This window comes from Phosphitispora fastidiosa (genome assembly GCF_019008365.1).
Lineage (GTDB): Bacteria > Bacillota > Thermincolia > Thermincolales > UBA2595 > Phosphitispora > Phosphitispora fastidiosa.
In genome coordinates, this window is record NZ_JAHHUL010000024.1 from 1 (window position 1) to 15,901 (window position 15,901).

A 15,901-nucleotide genomic window follows, 5' to 3' on the forward strand; every position below is an offset into this window, starting at 1 on the left:
TCAGGAGCCGTATACGAGGCCCGTACGTACGGTTCTGTGAGAGCGAAGAAGTCGGGAAATTATTCCCGACTTCTAGCGTGAGTTTACGAATTAGCGAATATAAAATCCCTTAACCTTAGACCCGTAAGGTTTTTGGAGATTACGGTGTATTACCTAATCGAATTTGTATTTCTGTAGATTTAAAACATCAAACATCTTTTGCTGAACCTCGTCCATTTCGGTTATTGTAAGGCATTCGCGCCGTTTTTTGCCTTTGCGGGGTTGACCGTAAACAGTCAGCACTTCATGAACTCCCGATAACTTTTCGAGCATGCAGGAAATGCTCAAATCAATTCCTTGGTGGTACAATTCACGCCGAAGCAGTGAACATAGCATCAATGCAAGGACACAGTAGAAAGTATGCACCATGATTTTTTGGTCAGTCCAGTGGTATTGAGGACTCCAGCTGAGAAAATGCGGATTCTTCATTTGTTTAAAAGCATCCTCAATCTTAGACTGGCCCCGATATGCGGTAATAATTGCTTCATTGGTCCATTCGTGATTATCCGTATAAAGCAGCGTCTTGCCAAGTAAGTATTCCTGTAAATGCTCAAAAGCCGCTTGGCTAAAACTGAAGGACATCCGGATAAAATGGTCTTCTTCATAAACATTTATATCAAAAAGATCCTTCATATGCCGGGCGGAAAGTATATCGCCAACACGTTTTCGGACTGAACTAATGGTTGGCTTGACCCCTTTCTTAGTTAATCCGGCTGCCCGGTTGTCCAATTTAGTTTTTAGTTCCTGCAACGCCAATAAACATTTATTAATTGTTTTATGGAACCCCTGCATCTGGCCGAGAAACAGTTTTTCGTTGTACACAACCAAAACCGTACGCTTCCGGTCAAATATTCCCCTGGTTGTACGATACACGCTATGCCCGGGAAATTTTGTTTCGTCCAATGTCACAAACTCACTTTTAGGAACCTTCAGAAGATCAGTATAGTGGGTAGGTGTCAGGCTGCCTACCACCTTGAAAACACTACCGCTAATTTTATTTTGGTTTTGCAGTGAATTGTTAACCTTATCAAAAACCAAGGTGACTTTTTCCGAGCCATCCCTGATATTATCCACGCGCTTGATCAATTCTGTAATAACCAGGCCAAATTCGCGTGCATCAGGAATATTCCCGGAATAAGTCTCGTGAAATAAAGGGATATGAAAACCCTTACTGACCATAAGAGCCAAATTAACAATCCTCAGGTCGTTACGCTTAGCTTTACAATGACCGCGCTGAGGAAGTGAACATGGATTATTAGTGTCAATATGGGTAAAAAAGTTTGTGGCATCGTAAAGCAGGCATTCCAGGTCCACGTTAAACTCTTTTACCATACGTGCGGTCAGTTCAGCTTCAATCCTTTCAATATGCTCTTTTTGCAGGAGATTCATATTATCCCAAAACCGCTGACTTGATAACTGGTCTTTCTTTAACCGGAACATTCGTTTAAGAACTGTCCCATCGAACCAGTCGGCCATCTTGCTTTTACTGGTTGATGCCACAGCTCTGTTAAGAGTAGCCAAAAGAATATACTCACCAACACTAACACCTTGATCCCGTTTTCCCACATGGCGGTTAATGGTTTCAACCAAGTCAAGACGCTCAGCCAATTGTAAAAGAGCTGTTTCGGCAGCAAAACTAAAGGCTACAGCACGTTGAGGTTTTTGCAGTTCCTCAATGTTCTTAAATTTATCGGCAAGGTCTTCTGCCTTGCCCAAATAAATTTGATTAGTGTATTTAGGCTTGCCATTAACACGTTTTGACTCCACCAGGTAATAATAAATCTGGTTTTTGATCTTCTTTTTAATGATGGTAGCCATGCGCCCCCTCCTCAATTAGTTAGGTTATACTTATATTCGGCGGAGGGTGCTAAAATTCCTGCTAATTCATATAAAATCTAGTATTTTAGGGACATTTTTCTTAAGAACATGGGTGATATTTATGGTTTAAGTTAGGTTATACGTTTAGCTACCATTATTGTAAATAATCGGTAAGAGTCTAAGGCTTATTTTACTTTATTAAAGCTACTATAGTAGTTTAAAAAGCGGTCAAAATAACTGGAAATTTATTGCGTATTTCGTAAACTCACGCTAGCTACTCGATTTCCCCAACCATTCAAGGGTGCCTTGTTACATTTTAACCCCAAAAAAAGACATTCTGCCAGCTGGTAGCAGGGAAATGTAAAATAATGTAGAAAAATGTAGCAATATTGTATTTAAGCAAAGCAGAATTGATAAGTGGGGTGGAATCTATGGCGTTAAAGGACAACAAAGCTCAAATACCCTTGGAGGTAATGGAAGCTTACCAAAAAGTGGCTTCCTATATGGGCCAAATCACGTTTAATGAAATATCTACCGGAATTACAGACACAGAAAAATTTATCGCATATTATAAAGGAACATACCTGGACCTGGGAATTAAAGTGGGGGATCCGGTGCGACCAGGTTCCCCGGCAGAAGTGGCCATGCGGGAAAAACGCCGGGTTGTCAAGAATATTCCCAGTGAGGTTATCGGGATTCCATACATAATCACGGCATGCCCGGTTATTTCCCCGGACGGCAAAGTAGTTGGCGCGATTGCTACAGGGACCACTACTGAAAAAGAAACACTCATCAAGGAAACATCCGGCGCCCTGGCTTCTGCTATCGAACAAATAAATGCGGCTGCCAATGAACTGGTGCGGGAGACAGAGAAGTTTTCAGCCCTTAATGATGACCTGCTGGGTTTTTCTGCCCGGACTCAGGAAGAGGTTGCCAATACCAATGAAGTTATTGAATATATTAAGGATATTGCCGATGAGACAAAGGTTCTCGGTATCAATGCCTCAATTGAGGCTGCCAGGGCGGGGAATTACGGTCTTGGGTTTGGGGTGGTAGCCAAGGAAATTCAGAAACTCTCGGCTAACAGCCTCAAGTCTGTGAAACAAATCGAGAAGACACTCGGTACTATTCAGAGTACGATAGAATTGTTTGTTTCCAAGGTTGGCGAATTCAATAGTGTTGCCCATGCGCAGATGGCGATGACAGAGGAGACCTTTGCCACAATAGATGAACTTAAAAAAATGTCTACTAACCTTACCGAATCAGTTAAAAATATTATCTGAGTATTTTTCTCTATAATGTTTGTATGATAAAATATAAACAGGACAGTATACAACTATATGTGTGAAATTTGCTGCGATTGGCAGCACATGTGATTGAGATTTGCGGGAGGGCTTCTGTTGATAGGTTTTGAAGAAATAAAAAAGGATGCCGAAATAGATTCCTATTTTAAAGCAACAAATGTTTACCTTGCCAATATGGGAGCCATAGTTCATGACTATGAGCATTCCCTTACTGTGGCTGAGAACAGCAGGCGAATTCTGGAGGCTTTGGGATATCCCCAAAGGGAAACAGAGTTGGCGGAAATTGCCGGATATCTGCATGATATTGGGAATGTGATTAACAGGTATGATCATGGCAGAGTCGGGGGCGCCCTGGTATTTTCTTTCCTGCTGCGTATGGGCATGGAACCTGAAGAAATAGCAGTAGTGGTGTCTGCTATAGGAAACCATGAGGAACAAACCGGAAGTCCGGTGAGCAGTGTAGCGGCTGCGGTTATCATTTCAGATAAAGCAGATGTGCACCGGGTGAGGGTCAGGAAAACCGATTTTTCTACGTTTACCACAAGGGACCGGGTGAATTATGCTGTAGAGCACAGCCAGCTAAAGATTGACCTTGATCTCAGGAAGATTACCATGGAACTAACCATCGACCTGGAAATCAGTTCAGTAATGGAGTATTTTGAGATTTTTCTTACCCGGATGGTTTTATGCCGGCGTGCTGCTGCTCACCTGGGGTGTGAGTTTGAACTCCTCATCAATGAGGCCAGGTTTTTATGAGGCAGTATACTGTTTTTTCGACTGAGGCCGGCTGGATGGGGCTGGCGAGTAATGACAAAGGAATCTGCGCTTCTGTTCTGCCCCGGCAGACAGAGACCGAGGCAAGGGACGCGCTTTTTTCCCTGTTAAGGTTCATCCCGGATTTTTCCGGTTCTGCTCTTAAAGAGATGGAAAGGTTGCTGCAGGCTTATTTCAGGGGAGAAGAAGTATGCTTTAATTGTAACCTTGATTGGTCCTGGGCCTCCCCGTTCCAAAAAAGGGTGCTGGAAACTACCGCCCTCATTCCCAGAGGGGCATTTATGACTTATGGGGAGGTTGCTTCCCGGATAGGAATACCCAAAGGGGCGCGGGCCGTGGGAGGAGCGTTGGCAGCCAACCGGATACCTGCCATCATTCCCTGTCACCGGGTTATCGGCGCCAAGGGACGGCTGGGCGGTTTTACCGGGGCTGGGCTGCAGCTTAAAGCACATATGTTAGAAATGGAGGGAGTTAAGCTGAACCTTAGTTCGCTGACACCTGAAAACAAATGAAAAGAAAACAAGGGACATTTCTGTCCCTTGTTTTCTATGTGTGTATTTTTTCTAGTCTGCCCTTAATCCTTGGGGGGAGAGGGCTTTCTTATAATCAAGTTTACCAAAACCTACACATGTAGTAATTACTTTTGCGGTGAAATGCAGAATTTGGGGGTCCAGCGGTCGAAATCGGGGATTGAATCAACTACTCATGTAGTAGAAGGGCGCTGGAATAAAAAAGATTTGAAAATATTAGCGAAACAGGCATAATATACTTTTAATAACAGTAAAAATATATTAATGGAGGAGGGGATGACAGTGCAAATCATGGGGAGACATATTGCTGCCAGGTGGTTTGTAGTTGTTTTCCTCCTGGTTATCTGCCTGTGCACTGTGGGATACTACCTGTTTCCGGCAGCTTCTGACAGACCTCCGCGGGAGGTAATCGGGGAAGCTTTGAAAAACACGGAGAAAGCAAAAGAATATGAGTATACCATCAAAATGTTCACTACCATTGACGGTACTGAAAAGCAGGTCAGCCATGTTGACGGATGGCGTGAAAGCCACGAAAGAATACACATTGGTGGCCGCATTTTTGATTCCGAAGTTGAATTCTATCTGTTTGACAATAATACTTACACCAAAGACCAGTTAACCGGTGAATGGGTTAAGCTAGCCGGAAACCAGCTTAACCAGCAGCAGATTTTCATGGCTGAGTTGAACCCCCTGGCCAGTTTCACATATAAGGAACTGGAAGAAGCAGAATATGAAGGGACCGAAGGGGAGGGACGGGAAAAAAGGCTGGTCTATTCCGCAGTTCCGCTTATTGATAACCCATATATGGAGGTGCTCTGGAAGGATTTCAGGTATAAGTTCTGGCTGGAACCCCGCAGTTATCTTGTCCATAAGGGAGAAGTCACCGCAGTCAGCAAAAACAATTCTGCTGATAAGCTTCGCCTGGTTGTTGAATTGCGGAATTATAACAGTGATATTAAGATAAGGCCTCCTGAAATGAAGAACCAATGAACCGCCCGGGTTGGGCGGATTTTTTTGTTACAGGAATATCTAAACTCTAGAGGAATTTGATGGAATGTGTCGAAATTTTATTGTATAAATTCTATTTCATGAATTATCCGGAGGTAGTATATGAAGGCCATTCAGGAACTGTTGGAAAAACTCAGACAGAACATTCACACTGTTATTGTTGGGAAAACAGAGGTAGTGGAACTTATAATGATTTCTCTTTTATGCCGGGGACATATGCTGCTGGAAGATGTACCGGGAATGGGCAAGACTATGCTGGTGCGAACCCTGGCTAAGTCCCTGGGGTGTGCCTTCAAGAGGATTCAGTTCACTCCTGACCTGCTGCCTTCAGATATCCTGGGAGTTTCCATATATAATCAAAAGACTCATGAATTTGAATTCAGGCCGGGACCGGTAATGGCCCAGATAGTATTGGCAGATGAAATCAACCGGACCTCGCCGCGAACCCAGGCGAGTCTCCTGGAATGCATGGAAGAAGATCAGATTACCATTGACGGGGTCGGTTATAAGCTGCCCAAGCCGTTTTTGATCCTGGCAACACAGAATCCTATCGAATATGAGGGCACATTTCCCCTGCCGGAAGCCCAGATGGACAGATTTCTCATCAAGGCGCACCTGGGTTATCCTTCATATGAAGAAGAAATGGAAATTCTGGACCGCCTGGAAAAAAGGCATCCGATTACTGATATTAAACAGGTATTTGACCTCAGCGAACTGATAAATCTTCAGGAAAAGGTGGCCAATGTCCATATAGACGAGTCCCTTAAGGATTATATTGTCAAAATCGTACAGGTTACCAGACGCCACCCTGAAGTAGCTCTTGGAGCAAGCCCGCGGGGATCTCTGGCTCTGATGAAAACAAGTAAGGCCAAGGCCGGCCTTGCGGGACGGGAGTTTGTTATTCCAGATGATATCAAGTTCCTGGCAGGTTCTACTCTGGCTCACCGGATAGTACTGAAGCCGGAAGCGCATCTTAAGGGGAAGAATGCTGAGGAGATCATAAATGAAGTTTTGACTCAGGTTCCTCTGGATATTTAATCGGCGGTTCTTATGAGTTACTGGAGATTGGTTTTTTTCGGGGTGGGGGTTGCACATGGATATTGGGGCAATTATAAAAGCAGTTATCTGGTTGGGGCTGGTATTCCTTTATGCCTTTGGGGCCGGGGGGAAGGTGCCCTATTTTCTTTTTTACACCAGCCTGGTTATTTTTGCCGCCGGTTTTGTATGGGCGTTTATTAATCGCAGAGTCAGTGCGCTTTGCTATACCGAATCCCTCAGCACCCAGGTAGGTTCAAAGGTGAAATTCACACTAGAGGTTGAGAACCGTTCCGGCTGGCCTGTGCCATGGGTTCAGTGCTGGGTACAGATGCCTGGAACCTTCGACTTGCCTGATAATCTGGGCTGCTATACCTTTTCCCTGAAAGCCCATGAAAAGAAGGTTCTCCATGAAGAACTTGAATGCAGGCAGCGAGGCCGGTTTAGCTGGGGGAGCATACTGGTGCGCACCGGTGATATATTTGGTGTTTTTACCAGCTCACAGCATATGGGAGAAATGAAACAAATAGTTGTTTTGCCTAAAATATATGACCTGGGTGATGACCTGGGGATTATTTACTCACAGGGGTTAGGCTTAAATCGTGGTCTAACCAGGAGGGGACGCAGCGGCAGTGAATTTATGGGAGTTAGAAAATATGACAGCGGTGACGGTATCTCCAGAATCCATTGGAAGGCTTCAGCCAGATCTCAGAACCTGCTGGTAAAGGAATTTGAGGAAAATAACAATTATGGGTTTATCATAATTCTTGATGCCGATGAAAAACATCACAGAGGCAGCGGGCCCGATTGCAGCCTGGAAAAGGCAGTGACTCTTGCGGCCTCGCTGGCGGCTATGGGTTCACGAAACAGTTACGGTACAGGTATTGCTGTATCTGGGTCGCAAATTGCCCGGGTTCCCATCGGGTATGGTAAAGGCCATTTTAATCTGATTCTGGAAACACTGGTCGGCGTCAGGACTGAAGCCGGTCTTGATTGCTGGGAGAGGTTCAGTGACTCTGTTTTCACGGGAAAGCGATGTGGTACATATTTGATAACGGGTTTTATTGATGGCAATCTGGTTGATCGGCTTATCAGGATGAAGCACCGTGGCTGGGAAATTGTTGTTTTTCTATTGAAACTGGAGAGCTTCGGCGGGCGGGACATCACGGCTGAGAACAGGCAGAAAGAAGCGCTTCGCCTGCGGGGCGGGGGCATATCTGTAGTTATGGTGGACAGGCAGACAGACCTGCGTTTGCTGTTTAGGGGGCTGGAGTATGGCAACTGCTAAAGGGGTGAAAGGAACTGCGCTGCTGCCGGTACTGATTTTTGGTTATCTGGAGACTTTGCGCCGGGCGACCTTTCATGGTTTTGGATGGTCCGGAAGCGGGCAGGCTCTAACAATAATAGTAGTGATAGTTTTGCTTTACCAGTTTACGGATTATTTTCAACCCTCAGGAGTCAGGAGGAAGGCCACCGGTACAGCGGCTATCATATACGCTATTCTTGTCTGGTATATCAACCGCTCTAATGAACCCGGAGAAATTTCTAAGGCCGGGGAGCTCTTTTTTGGCCTGCCCAATTTCGGTCTTGGCTCCATCAGTCTTGAATACTACGGAGCCTTCTGTTTTTTCGTGGTTTCATTCTATGCTCTTCTGGTGTTCCTGATAACGGGCTATATTATTGAAAAAAATAACCTGGCAGAGATGTTTTTTTTCGGTATCCTTCTCCTGGGTGTATTAATTATTGTATCAGGGGAAAGTATCACGGGATATGTGATTTTAAATGTTTTTTTCAGTATTGGGCTGAGGAGTCAGGTATACCTGCTGGAGATGGAAAGTGATTTCAGGGTGAGACGGGCTCGGGGATCAGGGCTTAATATCCGCTCATGGAGCTGGATAAGTCTGGCGTTTATTATTCCAGTCGTGTTGGCGGCATCAATGCTCCCGACTGGGAGACCCAGGATAGACCTGGTATCTGCCGGAAACAAGCTGGCCATGGAGGTGACCGGTAAATCTGCAGCCGTAAAACAGGCTGCGGCAGGGAGCTATGATGTATTCTGGGGGCGGCTGCAAAAATTTGACTTAAAAGGCGAGGTAGTGACCGAAACAAGGCCTGTAATGTATGTTAAATCGGAACAGCCGTTTTATTGGCGCGGTGACAGCGCGGATTTCTACACCGGAAAAGGCTGGCGGAATACACTTTTGCCTCGGAGCCTCAATGGTGGCGAAATTTCCAGCCCATATTCGCGAAATGTGTCTGTGGACAAGGTTGAACAGGTATTTGTCCTGGCGCCGGGAGTTACCTCACAGGTAATTTTCAGTCCCGGGCTTGCGGCACAGGTGGAACTGCAGGAAGAAGACATCAGAATTGACACCGGGGGTAATATATATACATCAGGTTTAAATCCCGGAGGCACATACAGGGTGATATCATATATCCCGAAACGTGACGAAGCCCAATTGAAGCGGAGTATTGATGAATACCCTCTTGACATAAAGCAGCTTTACTTGCAGCTTCCTTCAGGCGTTCCGGAACGCGTCGGCACACTGGCCGAAAAACTCACTGCCCATGTCCGGAACCCTTATGACAAGGCGGTCATAATCGAAGACTACCTTTCTTCAAAGTATGCTTATGACCTTTCGGTAAGACCGGCTTCGGGTTCCCGTGATGTAACCGACTATTTTTTGTTTGACCTGCAGAAAGGGTACTGTACGTATCATTCCACCGCTATGGTGGTAATGCTGAGGTCAATCGGGATTCCAGCCAGGTGGGTCAAGGGCTTTACCACAGGTGTTTATAATCCTGAAACGGAGGTATATGAGGTAACCATGGGTGATGCCCATTCCTGGGTGGAGGTTTATTTTGCTGATTATGGCTGGATACCTTTTGAACCGACTCCGTCCTTTGCCCTTACAGGGGTTGGCGGCGCACCCAATGCTGTCCTTGCGGGCGCTGAGACTTCCGGACAGGAAACAGAATTTCAAGGCCTTTCTCCGGAGGAGATATTAAACACCGGAGATGAAGGATTCCCATGGGGGATGGCGCTTGCCCTGGTTATAGTTATTGCCGGTGCTGCTGTGGTGTATTTATTGTGGCGGACCAAAAACATATTTAAGATAGGTACAGGAGACCAGATCAGGGATATGTACATTTCCCTTGTGGAGATGCTGAAGCGTAAGGGATATCCCCGGACATCCAGCCAGACTCCTCTGGAATATGTGCGTGGTTTGTCTGACCAACTTCCTGATGATTACTGCAGTATTTTTACAGTCACGAATGCATACCTTACTGACAAATATGGCAAGGGAAAGCTGAGCAGAGAAGAGTTGGAAGAGGTCAGGTCAGTTTGGCGGGCGCTGGTAAACAAGTGGACTGAAAAGCCCGGGGATTGACAATCGGTCAGTTACTCTGCTATGCTTTGATGTGTAGTCCTTTCAGAAAAATTTTTGGAGGTAAATAGATGTTAAACGATGTTGAAAAGTGCCTAATCTCCAGGGAGCAGATTGCTGAGAAGGTTGCCCTGCTTGGGCAGCAGATATCGGAAGATTACAGGGGTAAGGACTTGATTGTGGTGGGAATCTTAAAAGGTGCAGTGGTTTTTTTATCAGATCTTATAAGGGAAATTTCCATACCTCTCTACATAGATTTCATGGCTGTTTCCAGTTATGGTTCGTCCACCGAGTCTTCGGGTGTGGTCAGAATTCTGAATGATCTTGATATGAGCATAGAAGGAATGCATGTGCTGATTGTTGAAGATATAGTTGACACTGGGCTTACTCTTAAATACCTTGTGGAAAACCTGAAAAACAGGAAAGCCGCTTCAGTTAAAGTCTGTACACTCCTGGAGAAGCCTGCCAGAAGGAAGGTCAAGGTGGACTTAGATTATAACGGGTTTGTGATTCCTGATGAGTTTGCAGTTGGTTATGGCCTGGATTATAATAACAAGTACCGCAGCCTGCCGGGGATTTATGTGCTCAAGAAAGAAATTTACTCCAGTTAGTGGAGCAGGAAGCAAATAAAAGATTATTAAGGGAGGATATAAAGGGATGGTAAGAGATAAGGAACTGGTGCTAATCCTGGATTTCGGCGGTCAGTATACTCAGTTGATTGCCCGGCGCATCAGGGAGTGCAGGGTGTATTGTGAGATAATTTCTTACCGTACCCCGGCTGCAGAAATTGCCGCAATGGGACCAAAGGGCATCGTCCTTTCCGGGGGGCCTTCAAGTGTTTATGTGGAAAATGCCCCTGTTTGTGACCTGGAAATTTTTAACCTGGGGATACCCATTTTTGGGATTTGTTACGGGATGCAGCTTATGGCCCAGGTCTTGGGCGGCAATGTCAGCAGGGCTGATAACCGTGAATATGGGAAGACAAAGCTGCAGGTACTTGAAAAGGACAATCCTCTTTTTAAGGGACTTCCTGAAGTCCTTCAGGTATGGATGAGTCACGGCGATTTTGTGGCAGCGCCGCCGCCCGGGTTTAAGGCCTTAGGATGTACCGGCAATACCCCTGTGGCAGCTCTGGGCAGTGATGAAAAGAAAATCTATGGAGTGCAGTTTCATCCGGAAGTGGTTCATACGCCGGAAGGCCAGCGCATGCTTGAATTTTACCTTTTTGATATCTGCCGCTGTTCGGGAAACTGGACCATGGAGTCTTTTATTGACCAGACGGTGAAGGAAGTCAGAGAAGCAGTAGGTGACAAGAAGGTGCTCTGTGCCTTAAGCGGCGGAGTAGATTCCTCTGTGGCTGCCGCATTGGTCCATAAGGCAATCGGGGACCAGCTTACCTGTGTCTTTGTTGATCATGGACTGCTGAGGAAGGACGAAGCCAAACAGGTAATTGAAACCTTCCGCAATCAGTTCCACATCAACCTTATCGCTGTAGATGCTTCCGGAAGGTTCCTGGACAAGCTGGATGGAGTCACTGAACCGGAACAAAAAAGAAAGATTATCGGAAATGAGTTTATCCGTGTATTTGAGGAAGAAGCCCGAAAACTCGGCGAAATAGATTTCCTTGTCCAGGGCACTCTGTACCCTGATGTTGTGGAAAGCGGCACAGACACTGCTGCAGTTATCAAGTCACACCACAATGTGGGCGGACTGCCTGAGGATATGGAACTGGAGCTTATTGAGCCTCTGAAATGGCTGTTTAAGGATGAGGTCCGCCTGGTTGGGGAACAACTGGGATTGCCGGAACAAATTGTGTGGAGACAGCCATTTCCCGGACCGGGGCTGGCCATTAGGATACTGGGTGACATAAACAGAGACAAACTGGATACCTTGAGAGAGGCTGATGCCATCCTCCATGAGGAGATAATCAAGGCAGGCCTGTACCGGGAAATCTGGCAGTTTTTCGCCGTTCTGCCCTCCATGCGTTCCGTCGGGGTCATGGGTGATGAGCGGACCTACAGCTACACCTGTGTGCTGCGTGCTGTCACCAGCCACGACGGGATGACTGCCGACTGGGCCAGGATACCCTATGATGTGCTGGAGAGCATTTCTTCCAGGATAGTGAATGAGATAAAGGATATCAACCGGGTTGTTTATGACATTACCTCCAAGCCCCCGGCAACTATTGAGTGGGAGTAGGATGACAATTCACAATGCACAATTGACAGTGGACAATTGACGATTAACAATTGACAATGATAAAACCGGTGGTTTAGAATTTGGGCATTTTTGCTCACTGCTAAGCCACCGGTTTTTTTGTTTGCCAATCTCGGGTGGGTATATAAATTTCGCGCATTTCGGTGCTTTTGGAATACCGTTGTTTCCACCCATTGCCTGGACAGCCTATTATATGCTATTTTTATATTTCATGCCTCAGAATAAACCCTGGAAGTACATCTTCCCTGTAATTGCAGGATGTTTTAGTTTATACTTTTCTTATTTTTTACAGGAAATTGGTATTTTCAGGTGGAATTACGGAAGTCCTGTTCTGCATCTGCTTATCATTTATCTCCCTTGGGAATTTTCGGTTGCCTGGATATATTTAAGAACGATAAAAGGGAAGACAAATAAGCGGCGGCTGCCCAAACATTATTTCGCTGTTCCGGCACCTGCAATGAAGAACAAACATGCTAAGAGAGTGAAACCGAAGAAACTATAATCCAAATACTTTGATAAAGATTGGAGAGGCATGATTCTTACCCTGGCCATGGGGATGTTCTCTCTATTTTCCTGCCATATAACTTTCTGGTTTCGGAAAAGATAGGAACAATCAACCTTATGAAGGAAGACGATAAATGCTAAAAGACAGAATCTTAGCCGGAACAATTGCAGGTATGATAGCATCAATAATTAAAACAAGTTCAAACCTAATACTTTGGAAAATGGGAGTAATTAAGCACCTGTATTTATTCATAGCATCTGCCGCATTAATTCAACCAGAAGATGCTACTACAGTTCTGGGTGTTATTTTAGGAGTAGTAGTGGATATTATTACCGGAGGAACAATCGGGTTGGTCATATTATATCTTTTTGAGTTAACCGGAAGGGATTATTGGTGGTATAAAGGTTTGATCATAGGCAATGTCATTTGGTTGTTTGGTCTCGGACTGGCAATAAATTTCGGCGCTTCAAGGATTGTTCCAGTTGACCCTGTATTTAGATTAACCTCCTTAATTGAACATCAAATCTTTGGATTGGTTGGGGCTTACCTGATTATTAAATGGTATCCGGAAACCAATACTAAATTACATGAGCAGGAGAAAACCAGGAGGGTATCAAAAAAATGAATGACATCTACGAAGCAGTATTGTATTCGGTTATAATTTTTATCCTATTGGTAGTCCTGACTCGATTGATTGGGAAAAAGTTATTATCACAGTTGACCTATTTTGACTTTGTCATTGGGATAACAATTGGGACCATTGGTGGTGCATTTGTTACATCAGAAGTTCACAGTTTCTACGTTTTGATTAGTCCGGTTATCTTTACTTTTGCGGTAATTCTTACCGGTTACATATCCATGAAAAGTGTTCCGTTCAGAAAACTGCTGGAAGGTGAACCTTTGGTTATGATACAAAACGGCAAGATCTTTGAAAATAATCTGAAAAAAATTCGGTATAACGTTGACGATTTGCTTATGCAGCTAAGAGAAAAGAACGTTTTTGACTTGAGTGAAGTTGAATTTGCTATCCTGGAACCTCACGGAAAACTCAGCGTACAAAAAAAGACTCAGTATACGCCAATTACTCCAAGGGATTTGAATCTAAGTACAACTTACAGAGGAGTATCATCAGAGATAATCAGAGATGGCAGAATTGTTGAACAAAATCTCAGGCAAAATAACCTGAATCACGAGTGGCTGTACAACACGCTTTATTCGAAGAATATAAGAGATATCAGAAATGTATTTTTGGCAACATTATCGACAGACGGTAACCTCTATGTAGATGTTAGAAATGACAATCCGCAATATATTCAAGAAGTGGAAGATGATGATTCGGTTATTTAATTATAATTGATTTATGCTTTACCAACCGGGGGGAATACCGCTCCCCTGACAAATTTATGATAAAACCATTCTCCTACAGCCAGCACCTATAAGATAAGCTACCAAGGTTACTGCCAAAGCGACGTACAGGATATTCATTGCCGACAAATCAGTGAGATATCCTAAAACCACCTCTAAAACAATGGCAATTACCGCAAACTTTATGATAAGCGCTAAAATATGCTTCATAGATTCACCTCCTTCTCTGATGAATCCCCTGGCTTGTTTAGGATTCTACATTCCAGCCATGCTGCGGCATTCCTGAGCACACCTGCTGCATTCATCTGCACATGCCTGGCAATGCTCGTCTTTGAACATTCTGCATTCATTTGCACATTGGTCACAGATGTTAGCACATAATCCGCAGATATCTTTGGCATATTGACTGTCTCTGGACATGAATTGGGATGCGAAAGAACATATATCAGCACAGTCATGAAGAATTTGCATACATTTTACCCTTGCCTGAATGTCCGGTTCCTGCATACAAGAGGTAAGGCATTGTTCACAAGCCTGCATGCACGTGTTACATTCATTGATACATTTTTGCATGTGTTTTACTGAAGTATCAACCATTGTTGGCATTGAGTTATTCCTCCTAAATTAAAATTTTTACCCGAAAATATTGTTTTCTATCAAGGACTAAATTATTCTTCAATGCACATTTGTTCATAATTATTGCTTCCGATGACAAGAAAAGCATAATATTGCGGTTCATCATCAGGTATAATTTTTATTACTAAATGCTAACAATAATTTCGGGTGGGATGCAAATGTTAATCAATGAAGTCCATGTTGAGGTCCTCAGGGCAGCCATTGGTTTTTTCACTCTCTTGATATTTACGCGTGTCTTAGGAAAACAGCAGGTCAGTGAACTGACCGTTTTCGACTATATTTTAGGGATTACCATCGGTTCAACGGCGTCCTCCCTAACAACTGATCTCACCAGCAGCGCTTTGCCCCACTGGGTGGCTCTTTTAACATGGGTAGGATTTGCTTTTATGATGCAGGTGGTAACCGTTAAGTGGCGCAGGGTCTCAAGGTTAGTGGATGGAGAGCCCTCTGTAGTCATCATGAATGGCATGATAATGGAAGATGCTATGAGAAAAATGCGGTATACTGTTTCAGACCTGCTGGAGCAGTTGAGGAGTAAGGACATTTTTGATATCAAGCAGGTTGAATTTGCTGTTTTGGAACGCAGTGGCGAAATTTCCGTGCTGAAGAAATCGCAATACCAGCCGGTAACACCCAGTGACCTGAACCTCAGCACTAAATATGACGGGCTGCAAACGGTGATTATATATGACGGAATGGTGTTGGAGCAGAACCTGAAGCAGCTTAACCTAGACAGGGTCTGGCTGCAAAACGAGCTCAGCCAACATGGGGTCAATGATGTTTCCCAAGTCCTCCTGGCATCCCTGGATACTCAGGGAAAGCTGTATGTGGACAGGTACAAAGATCACCTGATAAAAATAAATGACTTGAGTGAATAAAATGAGTCCAATTAAGCGAAATGTTAAATCCAAAAAAAATTTAAAATACTTACTGTCGATATTAATAGTGGGCATATTCCTGGCGGTCTTGGTTTCCGGCCCCATTTTGATTAAACCGCTTGATACCAGGCATCATATTACCCAAACCTTTTCTCAGATTGAAACTAATCTAAAATTAAAAAACTGGTCTGAGGCTACAGCTAGTACTCACATTTTGAGGTCCTCACTGAACAAATCCTTTAAAATCCTTCGATATAGTGTGGAACTGGATGAAATGGCAGATATTATGATTAATCTTGACCGTATCGAAGGATTTATTCAGGCTAATGACGAAAAAAACGCCCTGGGTGAGCTTTATGAGGCCCGGGGGCACTGGCGGGAGTTGGGCAAATAAGACCGGCAT

16 protein-coding genes are annotated in these 15,901 nt (G+C 44.5%); 13 read left to right on the forward strand and 3 right to left on the reverse strand.

What is annotated here, in order from left to right; translation table 11 throughout:
* Positions 1-153: 153 nt before the first annotated feature.
* A complete protein-coding gene (locus Ga0451573_RS16980; RefSeq protein ID WP_231685354.1) occupies positions 154-1,857 on the reverse strand; it encodes an IS1634 family transposase in 1,704 nt (567 codons plus the stop codon).
* Positions 1,858-2,288: 431 nt separating this feature from the next.
* On the opposite strand from Ga0451573_RS16980, the gene Ga0451573_RS16985 reads away from it, so the two are divergent.
* The 11 genes from Ga0451573_RS16985 to Ga0451573_RS17035 all read left to right on the forward strand — a co-directional run bounded on the left by Ga0451573_RS16985 (position 2,289) and on the right by Ga0451573_RS17035 (position 13,966).
* A complete protein-coding gene (locus Ga0451573_RS16985) occupies positions 2,289-3,140 on the forward strand; it encodes a methyl-accepting chemotaxis protein (RefSeq protein WP_231685355.1) in 852 nt (283 codons plus the stop codon).
* 114 nt (positions 3,141-3,254) lie between these two features.
* Positions 3,255-3,917 carry an HD domain-containing protein gene (locus Ga0451573_RS16990; RefSeq protein ID WP_231685401.1) on the forward strand — a complete coding sequence of 221 codons (663 nt, stop codon included), beginning with the start codon at positions 3,255-3,257 and terminating at the stop codon, positions 3,915-3,917.
* Positions 3,914-4,447 (forward strand): methylated-DNA--[protein]-cysteine S-methyltransferase, encoded by a 534-nt coding sequence (locus Ga0451573_RS16995; protein WP_231685356.1) that lies wholly within the window; start codon positions 3,914-3,916, stop codon positions 4,445-4,447. The genes Ga0451573_RS16990 and Ga0451573_RS16995 overlap by 4 nt, the downstream gene beginning before the upstream one ends.
* 294 nt (positions 4,448-4,741) lie before the next feature.
* Positions 4,742-5,455 carry a phosphatase PAP2 family protein gene (locus Ga0451573_RS17000; RefSeq protein WP_231685357.1) on the forward strand — a complete coding sequence of 238 codons (714 nt, stop codon included), beginning with the start codon at positions 4,742-4,744 and terminating at the stop codon, positions 5,453-5,455.
* Positions 5,456-5,575: 120 nt separating this feature from the next.
* The gene (locus tag Ga0451573_RS17005) at positions 5,576-6,511 is read left to right on the forward strand and encodes an AAA family ATPase (RefSeq protein WP_231685358.1); all 936 of its coding nucleotides are present in this window, start codon (positions 5,576-5,578) and stop codon (positions 6,509-6,511) included.
* 55 nt (positions 6,512-6,566) lie between these two features.
* A complete protein-coding gene (locus Ga0451573_RS17010) occupies positions 6,567-7,796 on the forward strand; it encodes a DUF58 domain-containing protein (RefSeq protein ID WP_231685359.1) in 1,230 nt (409 codons plus the stop codon).
* Positions 7,783-9,900, forward strand: coding sequence for a transglutaminase TgpA family protein (locus Ga0451573_RS17015; RefSeq protein ID WP_231685360.1), 2,118 nt, complete (start codon positions 7,783-7,785; stop codon positions 9,898-9,900). Before Ga0451573_RS17010 ends, Ga0451573_RS17015 begins: the two co-directional genes overlap by 14 nt.
* Positions 9,901-9,968: 68 nt before the next feature.
* Positions 9,969-10,508, forward strand: a complete 540-nt coding sequence (hpt, locus tag Ga0451573_RS17020; protein WP_231685361.1) for a hypoxanthine phosphoribosyltransferase — start codon at positions 9,969-9,971, stop codon at positions 10,506-10,508.
* Between the two features lie 46 nt (positions 10,509-10,554).
* A complete protein-coding gene (gene guaA / locus Ga0451573_RS17025; protein ID WP_231685362.1) occupies positions 10,555-12,096 on the forward strand; it encodes a glutamine-hydrolyzing GMP synthase in 1,542 nt (513 codons plus the stop codon).
* A 656-nt stretch (positions 12,097-12,752) separates the two neighbouring features.
* Positions 12,753-13,244, forward strand: a complete 492-nt coding sequence (locus Ga0451573_RS17030; RefSeq protein ID WP_231685363.1) for a hypothetical protein — start codon at positions 12,753-12,755, stop codon at positions 13,242-13,244.
* Positions 13,241-13,966, forward strand: a complete 726-nt coding sequence (locus tag Ga0451573_RS17035; RefSeq protein ID WP_231685364.1) for a YetF domain-containing protein — start codon at positions 13,241-13,243, stop codon at positions 13,964-13,966. Before Ga0451573_RS17030 ends, Ga0451573_RS17035 begins: the two co-directional genes overlap by 4 nt.
* 54 nt (positions 13,967-14,020) lie before the next feature.
* Here the strand turns inward: Ga0451573_RS17035 and Ga0451573_RS17040 are convergent, their stop codons facing one another.
* Both Ga0451573_RS17040 and Ga0451573_RS20460 read right to left on the reverse strand, forming a co-directional pair.
* Entirely contained in the window at positions 14,021-14,194 is a 174-nt protein-coding gene (locus tag Ga0451573_RS17040; protein WP_231685365.1) for a DUF2512 family protein, read from the reverse strand.
* Positions 14,195-14,239: 45 nt separating this feature from the next.
* Entirely contained in the window at positions 14,240-14,590 is a 351-nt protein-coding gene (locus Ga0451573_RS20460) for a four-helix bundle copper-binding protein (protein WP_231685366.1), read from the reverse strand.
* 194 nt (positions 14,591-14,784) lie between these two features.
* Between Ga0451573_RS20460 and Ga0451573_RS17050 the strand changes: the two genes are divergently transcribed.
* Both Ga0451573_RS17050 and Ga0451573_RS17055 read left to right on the forward strand, forming a co-directional pair.
* Positions 14,785-15,498 carry a DUF421 domain-containing protein gene (locus Ga0451573_RS17050; RefSeq protein ID WP_231685402.1) on the forward strand — a complete coding sequence of 238 codons (714 nt, stop codon included), beginning with the start codon at positions 14,785-14,787 and terminating at the stop codon, positions 15,496-15,498.
* A gap of 1 nt (position 15,499) precedes the next feature.
* On the forward strand, positions 15,500-15,892 hold the full coding sequence (locus Ga0451573_RS17055) for a DUF4363 family protein (protein ID WP_231685367.1): 393 nt from the start codon (positions 15,500-15,502) through the stop codon (positions 15,890-15,892).
* Positions 15,893-15,901 lie beyond the last annotated feature (9 nt).